The organism is Marinomonas algicola (assembly GCF_014805825.1).
GTDB classification, from domain to species: domain Bacteria; phylum Pseudomonadota; class Gammaproteobacteria; order Pseudomonadales; family Marinomonadaceae; genus Marinomonas; species Marinomonas algicola.
This window is the reverse complement of the sequence record NZ_CP061941.1, coordinates 1,095,448-1,116,695: the sequence shown is the minus strand read 5'-3', so window position 1 is coordinate 1,116,695 and position 21,248 is coordinate 1,095,448. Positions and strand designations below refer to the sequence as shown.

The 21,248-nt window shown below is 39.2% G+C and carries 18 protein-coding genes; 10 read left to right on the top strand and 8 right to left on the bottom strand.

Annotated features, from left to right (window positions below; translation table 11 throughout):
- Positions 1–12 precede the first annotated feature (12 nt).
- From IEZ33_RS05035 to IEZ33_RS05025, 3 genes are read left to right on the top strand one after another with little or no spacing between them, the layout of a single operon-like run.
- A complete protein-coding gene (locus IEZ33_RS05035) occupies positions 13–1,422 on the top strand; it encodes a cytochrome ubiquinol oxidase subunit I (RefSeq protein ID WP_191602614.1) in 1,410 nt (469 codons plus the stop codon).
- Positions 1,422–2,417, top strand: a complete 996-nt coding sequence (gene cydB, locus IEZ33_RS05030; protein WP_191602613.1) for a cytochrome d ubiquinol oxidase subunit II — start codon at positions 1,422–1,424, stop codon at positions 2,415–2,417. Before IEZ33_RS05035 ends, cydB begins: the two co-directional genes overlap by 1 nt.
- A complete protein-coding gene (locus tag IEZ33_RS05025) occupies positions 2,417–2,575 on the top strand; it encodes a hypothetical protein (protein ID WP_191602612.1) in 159 nt (52 codons plus the stop codon). The genes cydB and IEZ33_RS05025 overlap by 1 nt, the downstream gene beginning before the upstream one ends.
- An 87-nt stretch (positions 2,576–2,662) precedes the next feature.
- Here the strand turns inward: IEZ33_RS05025 and glsB are convergent, their stop codons facing one another.
- The 4 genes from glsB to IEZ33_RS05005 form a co-directional block, all read right to left on the bottom strand.
- Entirely contained in the window at positions 2,663–3,571 is a 909-nt protein-coding gene (glsB, locus tag IEZ33_RS05020; RefSeq protein WP_191602611.1) for a glutaminase B, read from the bottom strand.
- A gap of 179 nt (positions 3,572–3,750) precedes the next feature.
- The gene (locus IEZ33_RS05015) at positions 3,751–4,026 is read right to left on the bottom strand and encodes a hypothetical protein (protein ID WP_191602610.1); all 276 of its coding nucleotides are present in this window, start codon (positions 4,024–4,026) and stop codon (positions 3,751–3,753) included.
- A gap of 84 nt (positions 4,027–4,110) precedes the next feature.
- Entirely contained in the window at positions 4,111–4,662 is a 552-nt protein-coding gene (locus IEZ33_RS05010; protein WP_191602609.1) for a mechanosensitive ion channel domain-containing protein, read from the bottom strand.
- 24 nt (positions 4,663–4,686) lie between these two features.
- Positions 4,687–5,577: an AEC family transporter gene (locus tag IEZ33_RS05005; RefSeq protein WP_191602608.1), complete on the bottom strand. Its 891-nt coding sequence runs from the start codon at positions 5,575–5,577 to the stop codon at positions 4,687–4,689.
- Between the two features lie 206 nt (positions 5,578–5,783).
- Here IEZ33_RS05005 and IEZ33_RS05000 point away from each other — a divergent pair, with 206 nt between their 5' ends.
- Both IEZ33_RS05000 and hrpB read left to right on the top strand, forming a co-directional pair.
- Positions 5,784–6,068 (top strand): 2Fe-2S iron-sulfur cluster-binding protein, encoded by a 285-nt coding sequence (locus IEZ33_RS05000; RefSeq protein WP_191602607.1) that lies wholly within the window; start codon positions 5,784–5,786, stop codon positions 6,066–6,068.
- A gap of 96 nt (positions 6,069–6,164) precedes the next feature.
- Positions 6,165–8,693, top strand: coding sequence for an ATP-dependent helicase HrpB (hrpB, locus tag IEZ33_RS04995; protein ID WP_191602606.1), 2,529 nt, complete (start codon positions 6,165–6,167; stop codon positions 8,691–8,693).
- 45 nt (positions 8,694–8,738) lie between these two features.
- Here hrpB and IEZ33_RS04990 read toward each other — a convergent pair whose 3' ends face one another.
- On the bottom strand, positions 8,739–10,676 hold the full coding sequence (locus tag IEZ33_RS04990; protein ID WP_191602605.1) for an EAL domain-containing protein: 1,938 nt from the start codon (positions 10,674–10,676) through the stop codon (positions 8,739–8,741).
- A gap of 556 nt (positions 10,677–11,232) precedes the next feature.
- Between IEZ33_RS04990 and IEZ33_RS04985 the strand changes: the two genes are divergently transcribed.
- Entirely contained in the window at positions 11,233–12,327 is a 1,095-nt protein-coding gene (locus IEZ33_RS04985) for a GGDEF domain-containing protein (protein WP_191602604.1), read from the top strand.
- A 147-nt stretch (positions 12,328–12,474) separates the two neighbouring features.
- Here the strand turns inward: IEZ33_RS04985 and IEZ33_RS04980 are convergent, their stop codons facing one another.
- Positions 12,475–14,424: a putative bifunctional diguanylate cyclase/phosphodiesterase gene (locus IEZ33_RS04980; RefSeq protein WP_191602603.1), complete on the bottom strand. Its 1,950-nt coding sequence runs from the start codon at positions 14,422–14,424 to the stop codon at positions 12,475–12,477.
- 358 nt (positions 14,425–14,782) lie between these two features.
- Between IEZ33_RS04980 and IEZ33_RS04975 the strand changes: the two genes are divergently transcribed.
- Both IEZ33_RS04975 and ilvY read left to right on the top strand, forming a co-directional pair.
- Positions 14,783–15,979: an amino acid aminotransferase gene (locus IEZ33_RS04975; RefSeq protein WP_191602602.1), complete on the top strand. Its 1,197-nt coding sequence runs from the start codon at positions 14,783–14,785 to the stop codon at positions 15,977–15,979.
- A 159-nt stretch (positions 15,980–16,138) separates the two neighbouring features.
- Positions 16,139–17,026 carry an HTH-type transcriptional activator IlvY gene (gene ilvY, locus IEZ33_RS04970; protein ID WP_191602601.1) on the top strand — a complete coding sequence of 296 codons (888 nt, stop codon included), beginning with the start codon at positions 16,139–16,141 and terminating at the stop codon, positions 17,024–17,026.
- A 128-nt stretch (positions 17,027–17,154) separates the two neighbouring features.
- On the opposite strand, the gene ilvN is transcribed toward ilvY, so the two are convergent.
- Together ilvN and IEZ33_RS04960 are read right to left on the bottom strand one after the other, a co-directional pair.
- Positions 17,155–17,646 carry an acetolactate synthase small subunit gene (ilvN, locus tag IEZ33_RS04965; protein WP_191602600.1) on the bottom strand — a complete coding sequence of 164 codons (492 nt, stop codon included), beginning with the start codon at positions 17,644–17,646 and terminating at the stop codon, positions 17,155–17,157.
- Position 17,647: 1 nt separating this feature from the next.
- On the bottom strand, positions 17,648–19,366 hold the full coding sequence (locus IEZ33_RS04960; RefSeq protein ID WP_191602599.1) for an acetolactate synthase 3 large subunit: 1,719 nt from the start codon (positions 19,364–19,366) through the stop codon (positions 17,648–17,650).
- Between the two features lie 423 nt (positions 19,367–19,789).
- On the opposite strand from IEZ33_RS04960, the gene IEZ33_RS04955 reads away from it, so the two are divergent.
- Both IEZ33_RS04955 and queG read left to right on the top strand, forming a co-directional pair.
- Positions 19,790–20,050: a hypothetical protein gene (locus IEZ33_RS04955; protein ID WP_191602598.1), complete on the top strand. Its 261-nt coding sequence runs from the start codon at positions 19,790–19,792 to the stop codon at positions 20,048–20,050.
- A 91-nt stretch (positions 20,051–20,141) separates the two neighbouring features.
- On the top strand, positions 20,142–21,233 hold the full coding sequence (gene queG / locus IEZ33_RS04950; RefSeq protein ID WP_191602597.1) for a tRNA epoxyqueuosine(34) reductase QueG: 1,092 nt from the start codon (positions 20,142–20,144) through the stop codon (positions 21,231–21,233).
- Positions 21,234–21,248 lie beyond the last annotated feature (15 nt).

Below are 21,248 nucleotides of genomic sequence, written 5' to 3'. Positions count from 1 at the left end.
GCAGGCCGGACCATGGAACTTGATGTCGCTATTCTATCTCGAATCCAATTTGCTTTTACTGTGAGTTTCCACATTATCTTTCCTAGCATAACCATTGGCTTAGCCACTTTAATTGCGATATGGGAAGGGTTATGGCTGAAAACCCACAACCCTATTTACCTTCAGTTAGCCAAGTTCTGGATAAAGCCCTTTGCTATTACATTTGGTATGGGCGTCGTTTCAGGCATTGTTTTATCTTATGAATTTGGTACAAATTTCTCAGTATTCTCTGAACTTACAGGCGCTGTATTAGGGCCTTTAATGGCCTACGAAGTGTTAACAGCATTCTTCTTAGAAGCGGGTTTCCTCGGTGTGATGTTATTTGGTTGGCAACGAGTCAGTCCTAAAATGCACTTTTTTTCTACGATAGTCGTGGCAATAGGCACTTGGATATCCGCTTTTTGGATCATAGTAGCCAACTCTTGGATGCATACGCCTGCCGGTCATATTATGGTTGATGGAAAGTTCGAAGTAGCCAGTTGGTATGATGTTATTTTCAACCCATCTATGCCCTATCGATTCACTCATATGCTAACAGCCAGCTTTATCACCGCCACCTTTGTCGTAGCTGGAGTCTGTGCGTATTATTTACTCAAAAAACAACACCAACAAATGGCCAAAAAAGGCCTATCAATGTGTATGTGGATTGCTTTGATCCTCACTCCGCTGCAGGCCTTTATTGGTGATATGCACGGGCTAAATGTAAAAGAGCATCAGCCAATCAAACTGGCCGCAATGGAAGGAATTTGGCCTGCTGAAGAGGAAAGAGTTCCATTATTGCTGTTTGCTTTGCCGGACATGGAAGCCGAAAAAAATCATGCAGAAGTAGGTATACCTGGATTGGGCAGCTTAATCTTGACGCACTCATGGGATGGCGCGGTACAAGGCTTAAAATCAGTACCACCAGAAGACCGCCCAAATGTCCCTCTAGTATTTTGGTCGTTTAGGGTGATGGTTGGAATTGGCTTTGGCATGATAGGCATGGCCGTACTCGCTTTAATACTAAGACGTAAAGAGGCGCTGTATCGTAATAAGCCATTCTTATTTTTAGTAACCTTATTTACTCCTACTGGTGTCATTGCCGTATTGGCTGGTTGGTATGTCGTTGAGATTGGTCGTCAACCTTGGCTTGTTCAGGGACTGGTCCGAACAATGGACGTTGTGTCGCCTTTACCACCAGAAAGGGTACTCTTTTCATTAACTTTATTTGTCATCATCTACTCGCTACTTTTTGCGGTGTACCTCTACTTCATGCGAAAGCTGATTCGAAAAGGCCCTCCAAGTCTGGAGTCGTTAGAACATAAAGTAATTGGAATGAAGACTCCTGGCTACGCTTTGGCTTGGGTTAAAAATCTTAATAAATCTGAACGAGGGGATAAATAATGGACTTAGCCTTTTTCTACTTCCTTATTCTAGGTTTTGCCATCTTCATGTATGTACTATTAGATGGTTTCGACCTCGGTATTGGTATTTTATTCCCTTGGTTTGAAGGGCATGAAAAAAGAGACCATTTAATGCGTTCAATATCTCACGTTTGGGACGGTAACGAAACGTGGCTGGTATTTGGCGGCGTCATACTTTTTGCGGCTTTTCCAGCCGCTTACAGCGCTATACTGTCCACCTTCTATTTACCTATTATGATCATGCTGTTTGCACTCATCTTTCGAGGCGTGGCCTTTGAGTATCGCTTTAAGTCAGATAGATCTAAGCCTTGGTGGGATTTTGCTTTTAGCGCAGGTTCAACCATTGCCGCATTCTGTCAAGGTATCATTTTAGGGGCCATTGTTCAGGGAGTACCAGTCAATGCAATAGAGCTATCAAGCTGGATTTGGCTAACACCCTTTTCGATTCTAACAGGTTTTTCAGTCATGGCTGGCTACGCTTTACTAGCAGCATGTTACTTATATATGAAGAGTCGTGATGACATGCAACTGCTTGCGTCTCGTTTCGCTAAAAGACTGCTACTGCTCATTCTTATATTTATGATGGCAGTCAGTCTATGGACCGTCCTTTCTCAAGAAGAAATTCGTCACCGCTGGTTTGATGGTATTAATTTTTTATTGCTCAGCCCACTCCCCATTTTCAGCATAATATTGGGCTATGTTGCCTGGAGAGGCTTAACAAACATCGAGCATGAAAGTCGTCCTTTTTGGTGTGTGTCTGGTTTATTTTTATTAGGTTTTGCTGGACTCGTAGTCAGCCTATTCCCGTATTTAATCCCAAGACAACTGACCTTTATGGAAGCGGCAGCACCGGATTCTAGTTTAGGCTTTTTGCTTTATGGAATCTGCATTTTTGTACCATTAATTTGCGCCTACACATTATGGGGTTACCGAGTCTTTTCAGGGAAAATCGAAGACTATCAGGAGGGTTACTAATGCTCAATAAAAACGAAATAGATAAAAATCAGCCGCTAGATACAGAGCAAACCAAATCAGCGCAGCAATGGAAATGGTTTTTAGGACTGTATGCTCTTGGATTTATGACATTAACAAGCGTTGCCTATTTACTAAAAGGCATTGTGAGCTTTTTATAAACCATCAATATAAACACGCTGAATCGGTATTAACTAAACGCTTAATACCGATTCCATAGCACTTAATACCGATGCCGTAATAATGGTTTAAAAAACAGACCAACCTATACTCTCTGATAAGGCTTCCAAAGCGGCCATTCCTGCTAAAGAGTTACCCGCTTTATTCAGCTCTGGAGACCAAACGCACACCGAAAACTGATCCGGCACAATGGCAACAATCCCACCGCCTACACCGCTTTTGCCAGGCAAACCTACACGATAAGCAAAATTGCCAGCTTCATCATAAAGTCCACTGGTTGCCATTAAGGCATTAACTTGTTTTGTTTCTTGTCCAGTTAACACCTTTTCACCACTATGAGGACACAACCCTCTATTAGACAAAAAAGAAAATGCTTTTGCTAAATCGACACAATTCATTTTAATCGCACAATTATTAAAATAATTACGCAGTACTTTCTCTACATCATTGTCAAAGTTTTTAAACGATTGCATTAAATACGCCATAGACGCATTACGCGCTCGAAACTCAAACTCGGAGTCAGCTACGTTACGGTCATATTGAATATTTTTATTACCAGAGAGCCGTCGGACGAATTCTCTCATCGCATGTTGCGGCGAAGCAAAACGAGATTGGTTCATGTCACTTATGACTAAGGCACCAGCATTAATAAAGGGGTTTCGAGGAATGCCATGCTCATATTCAAGCTGCACAAGTGAATTAAAAGGTTGTCCGGACGGCTCTCGGCCAACACGATCCCACATAGACTCGCCATAATGCTTCATGGCAAGTGTAAGACTAAAAACCTTCGAAATACTCTGAATAGAAAAATCCACACGAGAATCGCCTATCTCAAAAAGCTCACCATTTTTACTGTAGATAGCAATACCAAATTGCTTAGGATTAACTTCTTTTAATGCAGGGATGTAACTCGCCACCTCACCAGAACCAATGAGAGGTGTCACTTGCTTTATAATTTCTTTTAAAATAGTGTCCAATACCGCGCCTACTTTTATTATATTTATGCCATTTTTTAAACGAATACTCTGTTCGCTTTTTTCGACGCAAGTATAAAGCAAAGACCGGAAGAATAAGACACTCTTATTGTGATCACATAACAATAAAGCTAAATAAAAGTCTTGTCAGAGAAACCGAGACAATAATTGATGAAAGCGCATCAAGAGCGCTTAATTCTGACGACTTTCATGACTTCGATAGGCATACCGGCAACTAACTCAATATCCGCATAGTAGGTTAGATTTACGCGACAACCTTTCAAAGACATGTATTTTGTTTGACGCTTGAAACGAAAAGGGACATCGCACCCTTCAAGCATTAAGGTATGCAAAACCCACTCCTCCTTTGAACGCTGAACATGAGATAAAACCTTCACAGCATCAGAATGAATCAATTTTTCATTTTTTTTCAGTAATTCTTTGGGGTCAGAAATCATCAAAAGACCACTTGTTCAATGAATGTACTCATAGTATTACATAATTAGACACATTTTTTGTTTGTTTTTTGATCAGAAATACGTTTATTTAACGACAACATCCTCTACTTTATCTTCATCATTTGTCATTTTTGACTTTTTAAGGGCGTCAATGTTGTCGTTAGATAATTTGATCACGGCTTTTTGTAAAATCAAACTGTTTGGGTAAGTTACTATATCACCGTTTAAACGCTGCAAAATCACATGAAAGGTAGAAATCTCGATAATATGACCAGTAATATCATCGTCTTTATCACATATTTTAACCCAGTCTCCAACACGATATGGGAAACCAAAAAAGATCAACAAACTGGCTGTGATATTACTTAATATTGACCACTGAGCAAATAATGCCACACCAATTACCGCAAAAACGGAGGAAAAAAATACCGTCAACTGACCATACTCAACACCGAGAATTAAGCAGGCAATAATGACCATAGTCCCTGTTAATCCCAAATTAAGCATCTTACTCACATACCCAATTCGTATTTCACTAACCGATTTTTTTTGCCCTAATAACTGAACACTGGTCTTCATTATCCGAGACACCAAAAAGTATCCAGCAATAAGCAACATAACTAATATAAATTGCATCTGACTCAACCTCTAATAAATCGACTATAAAACAAAAAACAACATTAATGGGATAAAAAACAAACTAAATACATTACCAATCAAAACAATGGATGCTACCTTTTGAGGTTCTTGTTGGTACAACTCCGCAACCATGTAATTTAAGACGGCAGGAGGTAAGCAAGCAAAGATTAATAAATACATGAAATCATCGCTACTCAAAGGGACCAGCATATTCCAAATAAACAACACAATCAGTCCACTAACAGGACAAAGCACTCCACCCAATACGCCAATACGCCAGTTTTTTAGATCGACCAGAGTCATACGAACACCTAGAGCGAACAGCATCAATGGAATGGCTATTTGTCCAATCATCTCTAACGGCACACTCAATGCAACGGGCAAAGTCCAGCCATTCAAGCTCCAAAAAACCCCGAGAATAGTGGCCAATACCATAGGCATTTTAATAATATTGATCGGATTCGCTTTTGGGTTCATTAGGTATATACCAAGTGTAAAATGCAAAATATTTTCAGTTAGAAATAAAATAACCGCAATTGGCAAAGCGGACTCCCCAAAAGCCAAAACGAATAGTGGAATACCTAAATTGCCACTATTATTAAACATCATCGGTGGTAAAAAGGTCTTAACAGACAGACCGAACAAGCGGCATACTGGCAACAAGACAATCCCTGAGCCAACAATAATCACGGCACCGGCCATAATTAACGTGTGATAATCCGCTATTTGAAAGTTTTTTGACGCCATAACAGAAAAAACTAAAGCAGGGGTAAACACACTCATGTTTACCCGATTAGTAATCGTCATATCCGTTGGTCTTGCTCGAGCGTAAAAAAAGCCTATTAATACAATGGCAAACAAAGGAAATACAGTCTCAAATATTTTTATATACAGTGCAGATGAAACGTCCAAATAAACCTCTAACTTAAAATTGGTTGATCCGTTTAAAACAGAGTAAACAGCCCTTTGGGGACACAATATATTGCATGACTTTACTACAATTTGTGACACTTTTTTCTAAGGCATAGAGATTCGCCATGCTAATTTGACCCCATTTACTTTACCCATTTAGCAAATAATGTAATGCTTGTTGACTCGTTCCTTAAAGTGACTTGGCTATGTTACACAAATGTATTTATTCTATTAATACAAACACCCTCGAAGTCTTTGTAGATAAAAACGCCACCATTCTAGACGCTCTAATAAAACGAAAACTTTACGTTAAAAAAGCCTGTATCAATGGTGCATGTGGAATTTGCTTGATGCAACTAACGAGTGGCGATATTGATTATGATGGGCGTATACCACGCGGCCTTAATAACCAAGAAATAAGTCAAGGGTACATCTTGCCATGCATAGCAAAATGCAAAAGCAACATTACCCTAGAGCAAAGAAATAAATAAGGCCAGCTGCATAAAAAATAGTTTACCTTACGAGCAAAGCAGACAACACACTTTAGATGCGTATTATTTAACTACTTTCTTTAATGACATTTAACTATGACCCAGAACACAAACGACCTTCCTATCCATTCCATTATCCCGTCATTGAAGAAGCATTTCCAAAAAGAAGACAATGCTATTTTAGAAGCCGAGCCTGGAGCAGGCAAAACAACCATAGTACCATTATCCCTCCTGCATGAACCCTGGCTTTTGGGGCGAAAAATTCTTCTTTTAGAACCTAGACGTCTTGCCGCCAAGTCGGCCGCTCAACGATTATCCAACCTACTAGGAGAGCCCTTAGGTCACACTATTGGTTACCGAATCCGTCACGAGACCAAGATTTCAAATCAGACTCGTATTGAAGTCGTCACGGAAGGCATTCTCACACGAATGCTGCAGACCGACCCAAGTTTAGAACACATTGGATTGATTATTTTCGATGAATTTCACGAACGAAGCTTACACTCAGACCTTGCCTTAGCTCTATGCCTACAAGGACGAGACATTTTTAGAGACGATCACCCATTAAAACTTTTGGTCATGTCAGCCACGCTGGATACACAACCCTTAGAAGCGCTGTTAAACACAAAAAGCATTCATTGCTCAGGCCGATCTTTTCCCGTAGAAATCCAATACGATAATTTAACCTTAAAACAAGATCAAATACTCCCGGTGGTTATCAAGCAAATACACCATGCTATTCAACATTATCAAGGTGATATTTTAGTTTTTTTACCAGGACAAAAAGAGATCCGATCCGTTCAAAACCAACTTCAACACTTAGATCAAAGTACTAATTTACATATTGTTCCTTTGTATGGCAGCTTAGCGTTTTCGACACAACAAGAAGCAATTGGAGCTCCCCCAAGCCATCTGCGAAAGGTAGTGCTCGCCACGAACATTGCCCAGACAAGTTTAACCATAGAAGGCATACGAATTGTGGTCGATAGTGGGCTTAGCAGAGAAGCAATTTTCGACCCTAATATTGGCATTACCAGATTACATACAAGAAAAGTCACTCAATCAGAAAGCATTCAACGCATAGGACGAGCTGGGCGTACTTCACCGGGAGTAGGATACCGTTGGTGGAGTCAAGAACAACAAAATCGGTTAGAGGCTCAACCAATACCTGAAATTTTTCAAACAGATTTGGCATCACTGGTCATCGAACTATCTCGCTGGGGTGTGGACTCTGTAGATGACCTAACTTGGTTAGACTCACCTCCATTATCTAATATTCAGCAAGCTCAAGCGTTTTTAGCGCAGCTAGGCATACTAGAAGAAAACGGTTTTACCTTAACGAAACTTGGAAAACCCATTGCAACACTTCCACTTGAACCTCGACTTGCACGTTTAATTTTCTCAGCAAACTCATCATCCAGCCAGACTCTTGCGCTTAAACTGGTCAGTTTACTAAGCGAAAAAGATCCGTTACAAAGCACTCGACAAAGTGATATTGAGAAAAGGTTGTTTTGGGTAAATACGTCTACAGATAAAAACACTCATAAACACAACAAACTTATTCAACAAATAAAAAAATACATTCAACCGTACTCTAAACACGAAAAAGACAACCTACTGTCGCTCCCATTAGAAACAGCACGTCTTCTAGCCAACGCCTTCCCTGATAGAATAGGTAGACGCAACAAGGTAACAGACGGCCGTAAAGTTTCTTATAAATTAGCAAACGGCCGGATGGCCGAATTATTTATTGAAGACGACTTAAGTCAATCGGAGTGGATAATTGCTATAGACATCGGAGGAACAACAGTCGCGAAGAGTGATGAAATTTACTTAGCCTGTAACTTACCCTCCCATCTAATTGAAACAGAATTGACGCATTTAATCACTGAGCAAACGTCTCTGATATGGCCAAAGAGTGAGGATGCGCTGATCGCCAAAAATAAGAAAGTGTTAGGCAAGCTTACACTCAGCGAATCATCGATAAAACAGCTGTCAAACCAAGACATCAGCCGATGTGCTTGCCAGTATATACGTACCATTGGTCTACAATGCTTACCTTGGGATGAAGAAAGCAAAAACACACAAGCAAGAATCTGTTTTTTAAACACTACTGTAGACAGTGTAATTTGGCCAAACTATCAGGACCAGCAATTACTGGACTCTTTAGAAGAATGGTTAGCCCCTTATCTAGAGCATACGACACACAAAAACCATTTAAAAAAACTGAATATAAAACAGATATTATTAGACCAATTACACTGGCAACAGCAAAAAGAACTGGACACTCTTGCACCAAGAACCATAAAAGTCACGTCTGGCTCTAACATAAAGATAGATTATTCGACTCATCCCCCAAGCCTGGAGGTGAAACTTCAGGAAATGTTTGGCTGTCTAAATACACCCTCTATTGCAGGTATGGCCGTTAAAGTCTCTTTACTTTCACCGGCCAGAAAGCCTTTAGCGATCACCCAAGATTTGCCATATTTCTGGAAAGAGGTCTACCCAGAGGTGAAAAAAGAAATGCGAGGTAGATACCCTAAACACCCATGGCCGGATGACCCTTTAACAGCCCTAGCAACTCATAAAACAAAAAAAGCCCTTAACCTCCAGACACAAAAGTAACGTCAAACCTTCACAGAAGTATGAGATAAATTTTCAATTTAGAGGTTAATTCGTTTTAGGCAATTCCTCGACAGGTATAGGGCGACCCGTTACATAGCCTTGAGCAAATTCACAGCCGAGTTCTTGAAGTTTACTGAGCATAGTTTGGTTTTCAACAAATTCAGGTATCACAGGCACATTTAACCCTTTTGCTAACGCGATAATAGCTTCAACCATAGAGAACGCTCGTTCACTTTTAAACATTGACTTTATAAGCGACCCATCTATTTTAATATAATCCACTTCCATCTTAAGTAATTGATCGAAATTCGAGTAACCACTGCCAAAATCATCAATAGCAATAGACAGGCCGACAGATCTCAAAGACCTAAGGACTGCAAATATTTCGTGCTGGTTGCCTATCCAGTCGGACTCAACGACTTCTATCGTTACTCGGCCGTCTAAATTACATTGCTGAATTGAATTCTTCAGAAAGTCTAAGGTTTCATTATCAAGTAAATCCGATTTACACAGATTCAAAGTAATCGATTCTGTACGATTAGCAAAAGCCTTACAGCCTTTTTCAATCATACAATGAGTCATATGCTTATAAAGGTAACAATGCCTAATAGGATCTAAAAAGGCATGAGGCGTGACAATATCACCCTCTTTATTAATTAAACGAACCAGTATTTCATAACGTTCAACTCGACCTTTTTGGTTGTCAAAAATAGGCTGAAAGAAAGGAACGACTCGGTTTTCTATTAATGCTTGAGCCACTTCATTTTGCCAAAAATAATCCGACGCTAACTGTTTGCTTTGCTCTTTATGATTTCGAAAAACAAAAAAAGGCTGACCTAAGTCTAACGTTTTGCTTAAGGCATCTTTCGCATGTTGGAATAGCTGGTGCCCTTGAGCCTTAACAACAACACCTGCATTTGCCGTAATAATTACCTCTTTTAGATCAAGCCGGTTGCCTTCAATGACTTTACGGCCATTAATACCGTACAAAATGTCCTCAACAATTAAATATAATAATGATTCATCAATGGCATCAGATAGAAGAAAAAATTCACCGCCTTTAATACGATAAAGTGTCATGTACGAAGGAGGTAATACATTCAACTCCTGAGTTAAACGAACCAATAAACTGTCTCTAATTGATCGGCCAAATTGCAAGCTTATGTCATCAATACCCATAAATGAGATTAATATACCGGAGAAAAACGTTTGGTTACTTTTTAAGGCGTTGTGCAACTGATAGGAATTAGGTAAGGCGGTTAATTTATCTTTATAGAGTGAGTCCCAAAGGTCGTTTCTTTTCTGTTTCTGTAGTTCAAAGTAAAAATACATCATTGGCATTAGTGGCAATAAAAACAACAATGTAAGCCACAATGATTTATGTATACTTTTCCAAATTATTGAATAGCCCCCTTCAACAGAAATATCGGCGGCTAGGACATAAACACTGCCATTTTTGCGTTCAACAGGAACAAAAATAGACTGAAAGGTTCCGTATTCATTTTCATAAACATCACTAAATATTGTTTCTTGCGTAACGAAGCTCCTTAAAAGCGATTCCGGAGCAGAATCATAAGGTCGATAAAATTCGCTGAAAACACCATTTTTTCTTTCTTCAACTGTTTCGTTACTAATAACAAAATAGACCTGGCCATCCACCATATCCATCAAGTAAACATAGCTTACTGGAAGCGTATCTACCCATTTATTTAACTTGTTTACTATATAGCGATATATGGTTTCATTCGGTGGCGTATCTTTAGAAAAATGCTGTCCAAACTCAACACCAATCAGATGTTCAGCCGATATAGCGGCCGTAAACAGTGTCGTCTTAATTGAAGATTTGATTTCAGCCTCACGAGTTTGAACACTCGTATACGTAAATAACGTAATCGCTAAAAAATACAATACCAACATAACTAGGGCAAACACCCTATCTGTCATTTTTCCCGAAATTCGACTAATCCAGTTTCTACTTATCATGTACTACTGCTTTATAAACCAACATAACGATTCTAGAATAATCACCAAGCATGATATAACCCTCAAATATTTTTGATATATACCAAACTCTATAGTAATAAAAATAAAGACAAAAAAGCAAAATGTATATTTCATTAATACTAAACAATTTTCGAATTAAGACCTTGCAAAATTTCAAATAAAACAAAACAGTCCATAGAAAATAAAGAACGTTTAAGAGACTATAAGTGCTTAAACACATTATTTTATGATTAAGTAAATAAAACCCACCAGATGACATTACACCTACTTATATAAATCATTCATTTCTACATTATTGACTGACCTGATTTTATTATCAATTTACCAAGGAATTCCAATTACTACTCTTTGATTAGTCTCTGCAATCACAAACAGCCGATTTATCAACGAATAATGTTAAATAAATACATCTTTATAAAAAAAATTGTGTTTCAGTATTGTATAGCGGGTTAATTAGATTAAAATGGTACAAAATTTAGTCTGTTGCTATAGTTGAAACTGAAACTATACTTGTTGCTTCACATAGAAGGTATTGATGTTCAAGCTTCTAGTCTCTCGCTTTAAAGCGCTTATACATAATTATGCATTCGGTGGCTTATCAGGCGATGACTTCTCTGAGCAATCAAGACGAATTCTACTAATTAACCTATTTTGCCTTGTTGGTATCTTAGTCACCCTACCTCTCGGTATTGACGCGTTTATCAAAAACGATATGCTGGTTGCTATTGCAACCTTATCAATTGCCTCTTTATACACATTTAATCATCTTTATCTAAGACTTACCTATAATTACGAAGTTTCCTCAAACCTTGTTTTATATCCACTATTTTTATTGATGTTTTTTTTAATTTATACAGGAGGCGTTGAACAGACCGGTTTCCTATGGATTTACTGTGTTCCACCTGTTGCGATGTTTCTCCACGGTCTAAGGCGGGGCCTGATAGAAGTTTGCGGTTTTTCTTTAGTCTTAGTCACTCTCTTTCTATTTCCAAATGAAATTGGTGCAACATACGATTGGCCAATCGAATTAAAGCAACGCATCGTTTACTCTTTTTTAGTGCTGATTTTTTTATCCGCGTTTTATGAATATTCTCGCATGATGTCGATACGCCTACTTAAGAATTTAAGTCACGATTTAGAAAAGGCATCAAAAACAGACCCATTGACAAACCTCCTAAATCGCCGGGGAATGCTAGAAATAATTCAGGAACATGACTCAAAAGAACAATTTTTTGACAATGCCATTGTCATCTGTGATGTCGATTTTTTTAAAAAAGTAAACGACAAATACGGACATAATATTGGAGACACTGTTCTCGTTAAGCTGTCAAAAGAGTTTAAAGAAACATGGGGGAAAGATGCCCATATAAGTCGCTGGGGCGGAGAGGAGTTTTTGATTTTTATTCCATCCAGCCTATTTGATATTATACAACCTGAGGTAGAGCGCTTTAGAAGACGTATCGAAGCCACTCGCTTTGGGAACCTAGATGACCCTTTTTATATCACCCTTAGTTTTGGAATAGCACGCTTTGACTATCAGAAAGAAACCATTGACGACGCTATAAATCGAGCCGACAGATACCTGTATGATGCCAAAAACAATGGGCGTAATTGTGTTTTTTCTGACTAAATAACCATTAATTCTATGTCCTCACCTTAACCAACCACAAGGTGAAAGAGCACAACTCAAGTCATACCAAAAAAGAGGTGCTCATTATTAGGTAACGCCCTATTTCCCACACTTGCCCCCTAATACACCATATTAAGAACCTGCGAATTAGAGTAAAAAGAGGTCAGCATCCCTATTTGGCATAGAAAAATAAAAACCTTGAAATTTTGTGCAACCAAGGGCTTTAAGTTGAATAAATTGCTCTTCAGTTTCAACGCCTTCTACAATAATGTCTAAATTAAACTGACCAGCAATACTCAAAATACCTTTAATCAGACCATCTCCTTGTGTCGCCATATCAACAACAAAGCTCCGATCAATTTTTAGAGTATGAGCGGGCAACGTCCTTAACCTTGTTAAAGAAGAGTAACCTGTTCCAAAGTCATCAATATGAATATTAACGCCTATATTTTTTAATAGTTCAATCTGAGAAATGATACCCTCAAGGTTCGTATCTTCTAGAACTGACTCTGTAATCTCCAAAGTCAAGGCATTAGCTGGTACTCCAGAACCCAACAATAACCTTTGGATTGTTTTGTAAAAATAGTCATCTTTTAATTGAATTGGGGAGACATTAACGGCAATAGATAACTCAGGGTTAGACTTGCGCAGCTCTTTTACATAGTTAAGAGCATTTTCTAATACCCAACACCCAAACTGCATAATATGACCTGTATTTTCAATAACAGGAATGAAATCAAGAGGCGGAATATTACCTAGCTGAGGATGTTTTAAACGAGACAAGGTTTCTATGGAAGAAACATTTCCCCATTCATCAACGATCGATTGATACTCTAAATGAAAATACTCACTGTAATTTTTTTCATGAAGGATATTAATTAGGCCAGAGGTTAATTCACTCTGACGCAGTAGCTCATGGTTGAAGCGCAATACCGCGCCTCGATTACCGTTTCGTTTTAAATACGTTGCCGCCAGGTCTGCTGCATGTATTGCCTCTTCAATGTCATTAACATCTTCAGGGTAATGAGCCGCCCCAATGGTCATGCATACTTCGACTCGCTTGTTTTTAATATAAACCGCTTCAGAAAAAGCGTTACAAAGAACATCCAAAGCGTCTAATTTTTCTAAATCATTCGGTGAACAAATAACAAATTCGTCACCTCCCCACCTGCCAACTACCGTCTGTTCAGGCAAAACATCAAGCAAAAGCGTACTAATATGCTGAAGCACCAAATCGCCTACTTCATGCCCTTTACTATCATTAATTTGCTTAAATCGGTCTAGATCAAAGAAATAAAATTTCAAAGAGTGAAATGAAAGAGCAAGTTGTCGGCATTGACCTAAAAAGCCCTCTCTATTATTCAACTGAGTTAAGCGATCAGTAAGGGCCATTTTTTCTAGATCAGCTGTTCTTTCTTTTACTCGATTTTCCAAACGATAGTTTAAATCTAACACTTTTTGATTTTGCCGTTGCAAACTGCTTAATAAATCATCATTTTTGAAGGTTAATTCAATATTATCCAATATTTGATTATGGTTATGGTGATGACCCACCAACATAACGAAACAGAAAAAGGTCCCAAGAAAACCCAACAAAGGTAGCGATGGCGTAATAAAAACCAATGTTATGCTGGCAGGCAAGAGCGTCAAAACAATAAATATTTTACCTACTACTTTATTTGGAGCCAACACACCAGTCGCCCCACCAGCTAAAGCGCTGGATATCACTGTTACAACAAATTTCCCTTCTATCCCCAAATTAGGAAGCGCAATAACCGCTATGATCGCCCAAGACAAGCCGCCCAGAATGACCCCTGAAGTGTATAAAACTGACCATTTATGAAGATTTTTTGGTGTTAATGATGATTTCTCTGCAGAAAAAAACTTTTTGTAAGATAGGTCAATGATTAAACGAACGAACATAAAAAATACAGTAAAATAAAACCATAGATCTATATACGGAATAGCCAAAGACGCAATTTGATAATAAACACAGATTAAGGCCGTAAAATTAACCAAGATACTGTACAAATTATTTTTATACGCTAACTCTAAAAGACTTAACTGGACATGATAGCTAGATGATTTTTTTTTCATTATTATCCTATTACACAGCTTGGATCCGGTTATTCTAAGAAAGAAAAAAGTCAGTAAGAAAACATAAAATTAAAAATTATATAGTCAGAATAATCCATTAAAAAAAGCCTCAATTATATGTTTTTTTGCATTGTATTTCGTACAAAAAAGGGCACAATAAACAGTTAATTGGTGCTATATTCATTAGTTCATATAACCATTAATTTTATAGCAACAAACCTATTTAATGGCTTTACAATGTTGAATATAGAATTATAGGTTACGAAGCATGTTTCTACATAGATCATCTTTGTATCAATTCTATCACGACAAAGGGTTAAAGCCATTTTTTCACTACTCACTAGGACCTATTTTTATCATGTTTAAACATCTAAGCGCCGTTCCTGGCGATCCTTTACTTGCTCTAATCATTGCTCATAGGAATGACCCGAACCCAAAAAAAATAGATTTAGGTGTTGGTGTTTACAAAGATGATAACGGTAATACACCTGTTTTAAACAGTGTCAAAAAAGCAGAAGCCATTTTGTTGCAACAGGAAGACTCAAAGAGCTACCTAGGTATAAATGGCGCACCAGAATTTGCCACCGTCATTCAAGAGTTACTATTGGGCAAAGAAAGCACAATTATTCAAGATAAGCGTATTTTTTCAGCACAGACCCCAGGTGGAACAGGTGCACTTAAAGTAGCGGCTGACTTTATTGGAGCAAATCTACCGAACCCAAGAATTTGGGTAAGTGACCCAACATGGGGTAATCATTTACCAATTTTCCGCAGCGCGGGACTGAACATTGAAACGTACCCTTACTACGACCCTGAAACAAATGGAATACGTTTCGACGACATGATAGCCACACTAAAAGCCCAGGCTAAAGCAGGAGATACAATTCTACTTCACGCTTGTTGTCACAACCCAACAGGTGTAGATCTATCCTTCTCACAATGGGAGGCAATAACAACACTGGTTAAAGAAAAAGGCATGCTCCCTCTTGTTGATGCCGCTTATCAAGGTTTTGGAGACGGTTTAGACGAAGACATGGCAGGCCTTAGACACATGGCTTCAATTATTCCAAACATGCTTATTTGCAACTCTTTTTCTAAAAACTTTGGCATTTACCGAGAGCGCTGTGGTGGATTGAGTATCATTGCTGAAACATCAGAAGAGGCAAGCAATGCTTATTCAATTATCGGCTTGGCCATTCGTGCAAACTACTCAATGCCACCTGCTCACGGTGCGGCTGTTGTTTATACCATTATGAACGACCCAGATCTCAAAGCGGAATGGACTGATGAAGTAAGTTCGATGCGCAACCGTATCAACACACTACGCAGTAAACTGGTAGAAAAACTTGCATCAACCGATGTCAAAAAAGATTTCAGCTTCATCCGTGCTCAACGAGGCATGTTTTCCTATTCTGGATTAACGCTTGAACAAGTACGCACCTTAAGAAGTGAATACTCAATCTATATTGCGGATACTGGCCGTATGAACATTGCCGGCATTACCGATGAAAATATCGACTACTTGTGTGATGCTATTGCGACAGTCGTCGGCTAGCGTTTATCATTAAAAAGCAAAGCGTCAGTTTACTTATTAAGCTGACGCTTCTTTTCAAGTAACCCTCCCTACAAAATAACCGATAAAACATTTATTGTTGCGGCACCTCAAAAGTTTGTACTATGCTACTTCGCTAACCCAATAACAGGTTTTATTTCTTTGGATATTAAAACACTCAAAATTTTTTTACATTTATCTGAGTCGCTTCACTTCAGCCGAACAAGTGATGCCTTTCATATGAGCCCTTCCACACTAAGCCGCCATATAAAGCAACTAGAAGAAAACTTAGGTCACTGCTTACTCACCAGAGACAACCGTTCAGTTTCTTTGACAAGAGAAGGACAAGTTTTTCAGACCTACTGCCGAGAAAGCCTCACCCATTGGCAAGTTTTTAAACAATCATTAGATATTCAAAGCGCTCAGTTAACAGGGGAAATTAGCCTTTATTGCTCTGTGACGGCAAGTTATAGCTTTTTATACGATATTCTAAGCCAATTCAGAGGGCTCCACCCTAAGATAGAAATGAAACTTCACACTGGAGATACGGCACTGGCACTTTCTAGAATTGTCGAAAAGAATGAAGACATAGCCATCGCCGCTCGCCCATCAAGCATTCCAAATAATTTAGCATTTAAGCGCATTGCTATCTCACCATTGGTATTCATCGCACCTAATGATTCACTGGCAAGCAACATGCTTGGCTTATCGAATAAACAAGCGTTGTTATGGAATGAGATCCCAATGATATTGTCAGAAGAGGGCCTTGCTCGAACTCGATCAGATCATTGGTTCAAGCAAAAAGGCATTAAGCCCAACATATATGCTCAAGTGTCAGGTAATGAAGCCATTGTAAGTATGGTTTCTCTTGGGTTTGGTGTTGGCGTTGTACCCAAAATTGTTTTAGATAATAGCCCTTTAGCAAGCAAGATTACGATTTTAGACATACAACCAGAGTTAGAAGCATTTGATGTTGGCTTTTTCACTCTCAAGAAAAGTCTAGTCAACCCTATTGTAAAGGCATTCTGGGAACAGATTGGCGTTCGTTAAAAACTCGATAAAAGTTTCTTAGCGAAGGTTTACCACCTAGAATAAACAAAAAAGCCCCACAGCAACTAAGTTACAACCATGGGGCTTAGGCGATCGTAATACGAGAACTGATGAGCGTTATAAGCAAACTAGACGCTTAGAACTTTCTCTCCCCGTGCAATACCTGAAACACCTGTACGAACAACTTCAAGCAAATGAACCGAGCCAAGAGCCTGTAAAAAACCATCCAACTTATCAGATTCACCCACAATTTGAACGGTATAAATAGAAGGCGTCATATCAACAATATTGCCTCTAAAGATATCAACAGTTCGCTTTATTTCAGCTCGTTGCGCACCAGTTGCACGCACTTTTACTAACATAAGCTCGCGCTCAATGTGCTGACCTTCGGTTAAATCGACCAGTTTGATTACATCAATTAGCTTATTAAGCTGTTTAGTAATCTGCTCTACAACTTGATCAGAACCAAATGTCGTCAAAGTTAATCGAGATAAAGTAGGGTCATCCGTTGTCGCAACGTTTAACGATTCAATATTAAAGTTACGTTGTGAAAACAAACCTACGACTCTCGACAAAGCACCCGGTTCGTTTTCCATTAAAACTGAGATTATATGTCGCATATTAGGTTCGCTCCGTCTTGCTCAAGAACATATCACGCATAGCCCCACGAGGAACCTGCATAGGATAAACATGCTCTTCTGGGTCTACAAAACAATTAATAAATACCAGCTGATCTTTCATCGCGAAAGCTTCGGCCATTTTTTCATCAAGTTCGTCTTTTGTCGCAATTTCAACATATTTATGCTGATAAGCATCCATAAGCTTGGCAAAATCTGGCAAAGAATCCATGAAGGAGTTCGAATGGCGACCTTCATAATTCATGTCTTGCCATTGGCGAACCATACCTAAATAACCATTGTTAAGACATAGAATTTTAACGGGCAAACCATACTGCAAACAGGTTGAAAGCTCTTGAATATTCATTTGAATACTGCCTTCTCCTGTTACACACACAACATCACTTTCAGGGAAATTCAGTTTAACACCCATTGCCGCAGGCAGACCAAAACCCATTGTGCCAAGGCCACCAGAGTTAATCCAACGATTCGGTTTATCAAACTTATAATACTGAGCGGTAAACATTTGATGTTGGCCTACATCAGAGGCAACAAAAGCATCACCATTTGTTGCTCTCCAGCATGCTTCAACCGCCGCTTGAGGCTTGATTTTTTCACTACTGGTATCGTAACGACCACCATGCACTAAACGCCACTCATTAATTTGCTTCCACCAATGCGCATTATTAGCCGCATCTGGCTTTTTCTCAGATTCTTTAATAAGAGCTAGCATTTCAACTAATACTTGATCAACCGGTCCAACAATCGGCACGTCAGCACGAATGGTTTTAGAAATAGAAGCCGGATCAATATCAATATGGACAATTCTTGCTCCAGGGCAAAATTTATCAGGGTCATTGGTCACTCGGTCATCAAAGCGAGCACCGATACAAACAATCAAATCACTATGATGCATTGTCATGTTTGCTTCATAGCTACCGTGCATACCAAGCATGCCGACAAATTGCTTGTCCGTTGCTGGATAAGCGCCAAGCCCCATAAGCGTATTCGTCACTGGGAAATTAAGCGTTTGAGCCAATTCAACCAATAACTCAGAAGCACCACCTAAAATGACACCACCACCCGTATAAAAAACCGGACGCTTAGCGGATAAAATCAGATCAACCGCTTTTTTAATTTGACCACTGTGACCTTTTGTTGGCGGCGTGTAAGAACGAAGCGAAACCGATTCAGGATAAGAGTATTCATGCTTATCATTTGGCATCGTCATGTCTTTTGGGATGTCGACAACAACAGGTCCAGGGCGACCGGAAGAAGCAATGTAATACGCTTTCTTAAGCACACTAGGAATTTCTGAAGGATGCTTAATGGTAAAGCTATGCTTAACAATTGGGCGAGAAACACCAATCATATCCGTTTCTTGGAACGCATCTTCACCGATTAAATAGCTCATCACCTGACCGCATATAATGACCATTGGAATCGAGTCCATATAAGCCGTTGCGATGCCTGTGATTGTGTTCGTTGCACCAGGACCTGACGTAACAAGAACCGTACCAGGCTTACCTGTTGCACGAGCATAGCCATCAGCCATGTGCGTCGCCGCTTGTTCGTGCCTTACCAAAATATGCTTAACATCGGTCTGACGGTGCAAAGCATCATAAATATGCAATGCTGCGCCACCTGGATAACCATATATAAATTCAACTCCCTCATCTTTGAGGAAGCGGGCGATCATTTCACCACCGGATAATAACTCCACCTTTTGATACCCTCTATATTTTATCTTTATGCTCATTTATGTGTGCGTATTGTAACCGCATCAGCTAGGCAGATAAAAGTTGATTAGACAAAGTTTGCACAAGTTATGCAGACACAAAGTCATTATTTGATTAATTAACGGTAAATAATTTAAGTTTCTATACTGTACGCGTCTTTTCGCGAGAGACAACACAAACAGAGAATCAATGTTAGTGTTATATGTTATGAAGAAAGGCATGCTTTCTTTATGATAGGCTGTTGGCCTAAAGTAGGTTTTTAGCAATGATGTTAGCTAAAATTATGTTTTTATTCTCACAAAATCAGGCGTCAGTTGTCAACATTTTTTATCTTCCATGCATTCAACTATTGCTCTTAACGTGCCTTCGTGGTGATATACGCCTAATAACTGTATAAGGAGTCTAAAATGGCGAGTGAACTAAACCAACAACGTATTATTGATGAATTTTTGCGCTGTTTTCGAAAAATTTTGATGGAACCCGAACTTTCAGCAGAATTAGTACGTATCGCTAAAGAGCACATTAACGACAAAGATGCTTTCCACACCATCGCGATGGAAGTATCCAATCAAACAACATTGAAAATTCCTGAAGAAATGACAGAAGCCGATAAAATGTTTATAAAAACACTGATCGACGTCGTCAAAGGCGATTCAATGCTGTACTGATATTAAGCGCCTAACGAATACAATCTCGTTAGGCGCTTATATTACTTTTTAAACTCGACCTTTCTCTCAGAACCACTCAAGCTGTCTATTCATGTCTTTAGAGCCTGCAAAGCAAAGCACTTTTATCACATCTCCTGAATCCCTTAACGAACTTGCATCAAAGATAAAGCTTTGGGCAACTGACTTTGGTTTCGCTGAAGCAAAAGTAACAGGAATTGACCATACTCATCACCAAGAAAACTATGATCAGTGGGTAAAAAACGGCTATCAAGGCACCATGTCTTACTTGGAAAACCATGGCGACATGCGCTTCAAGGGGGATGTACTGCACCCCGGAACCCGCCGAATAATCTCATTAAGAATGCATTATTTACCTCAGTCAGTTGAAACCGTAAAGCGTTTAAAGACGACAGACAAGGCCTACATTGCCCGTTATGCTTTGGGCAGAGACTACCATAAACTTATTCGAAAACGGTTAACTCAGCTGGCGAAAAAAATTCAGGAGCATGTGGGTGATCATGGTTATCGAGCGTTTGTCGACAGCGCTCCAATCCTCGAAAGACAAGTCGCCGAAGAAGCTGGGATGGGATGGGTTGGCAAAAACACGCTGTTACTCACTCCTAAAGCTGGAAGTTGGTTCTTACTTGGTGAGATTTTTACTAATCTGCCACTCCCCATTGACTCTCCTCAGATCAAAAAGCATTGCGGCAGTTGCACGGCATGCTTAGATTTATGTCCCACCGATGCCTTTGTTGAACCTTGGGTTTTAGACGCAAGAAAATGCATTTCCTACCTAACCATTGAATACGACGGTAGCATTCCGGAAGATTTAAGACCTAAAATGGGAAATCGAATTTTTGGTTGTGATGACTGCCAACTAGTATGTCCGTGGACGAAATACGCAAAACACACACAAGAAGATGACTTCCAGCCTAGACATAACCTAGATAATGCCGATTTAACGACCTTATTTTTGTGGAATGAAGCCGAATTTTTAAAGAAAACAGAAGGCTCACCTATTCGACGCACTGGCTACATCAATTGGCTCAGAAACATAGCCATAGCGCTTGGTAATGCAGCCACTTCAACAGAAATTGTTGACGCGTTAAAACAGCGCCAACAACATGAATCTGACATCGTCAAAGAGCATGTTAATTGGGCATTAAAACAACACCAACCATAAGCCTTTTTTCTTATT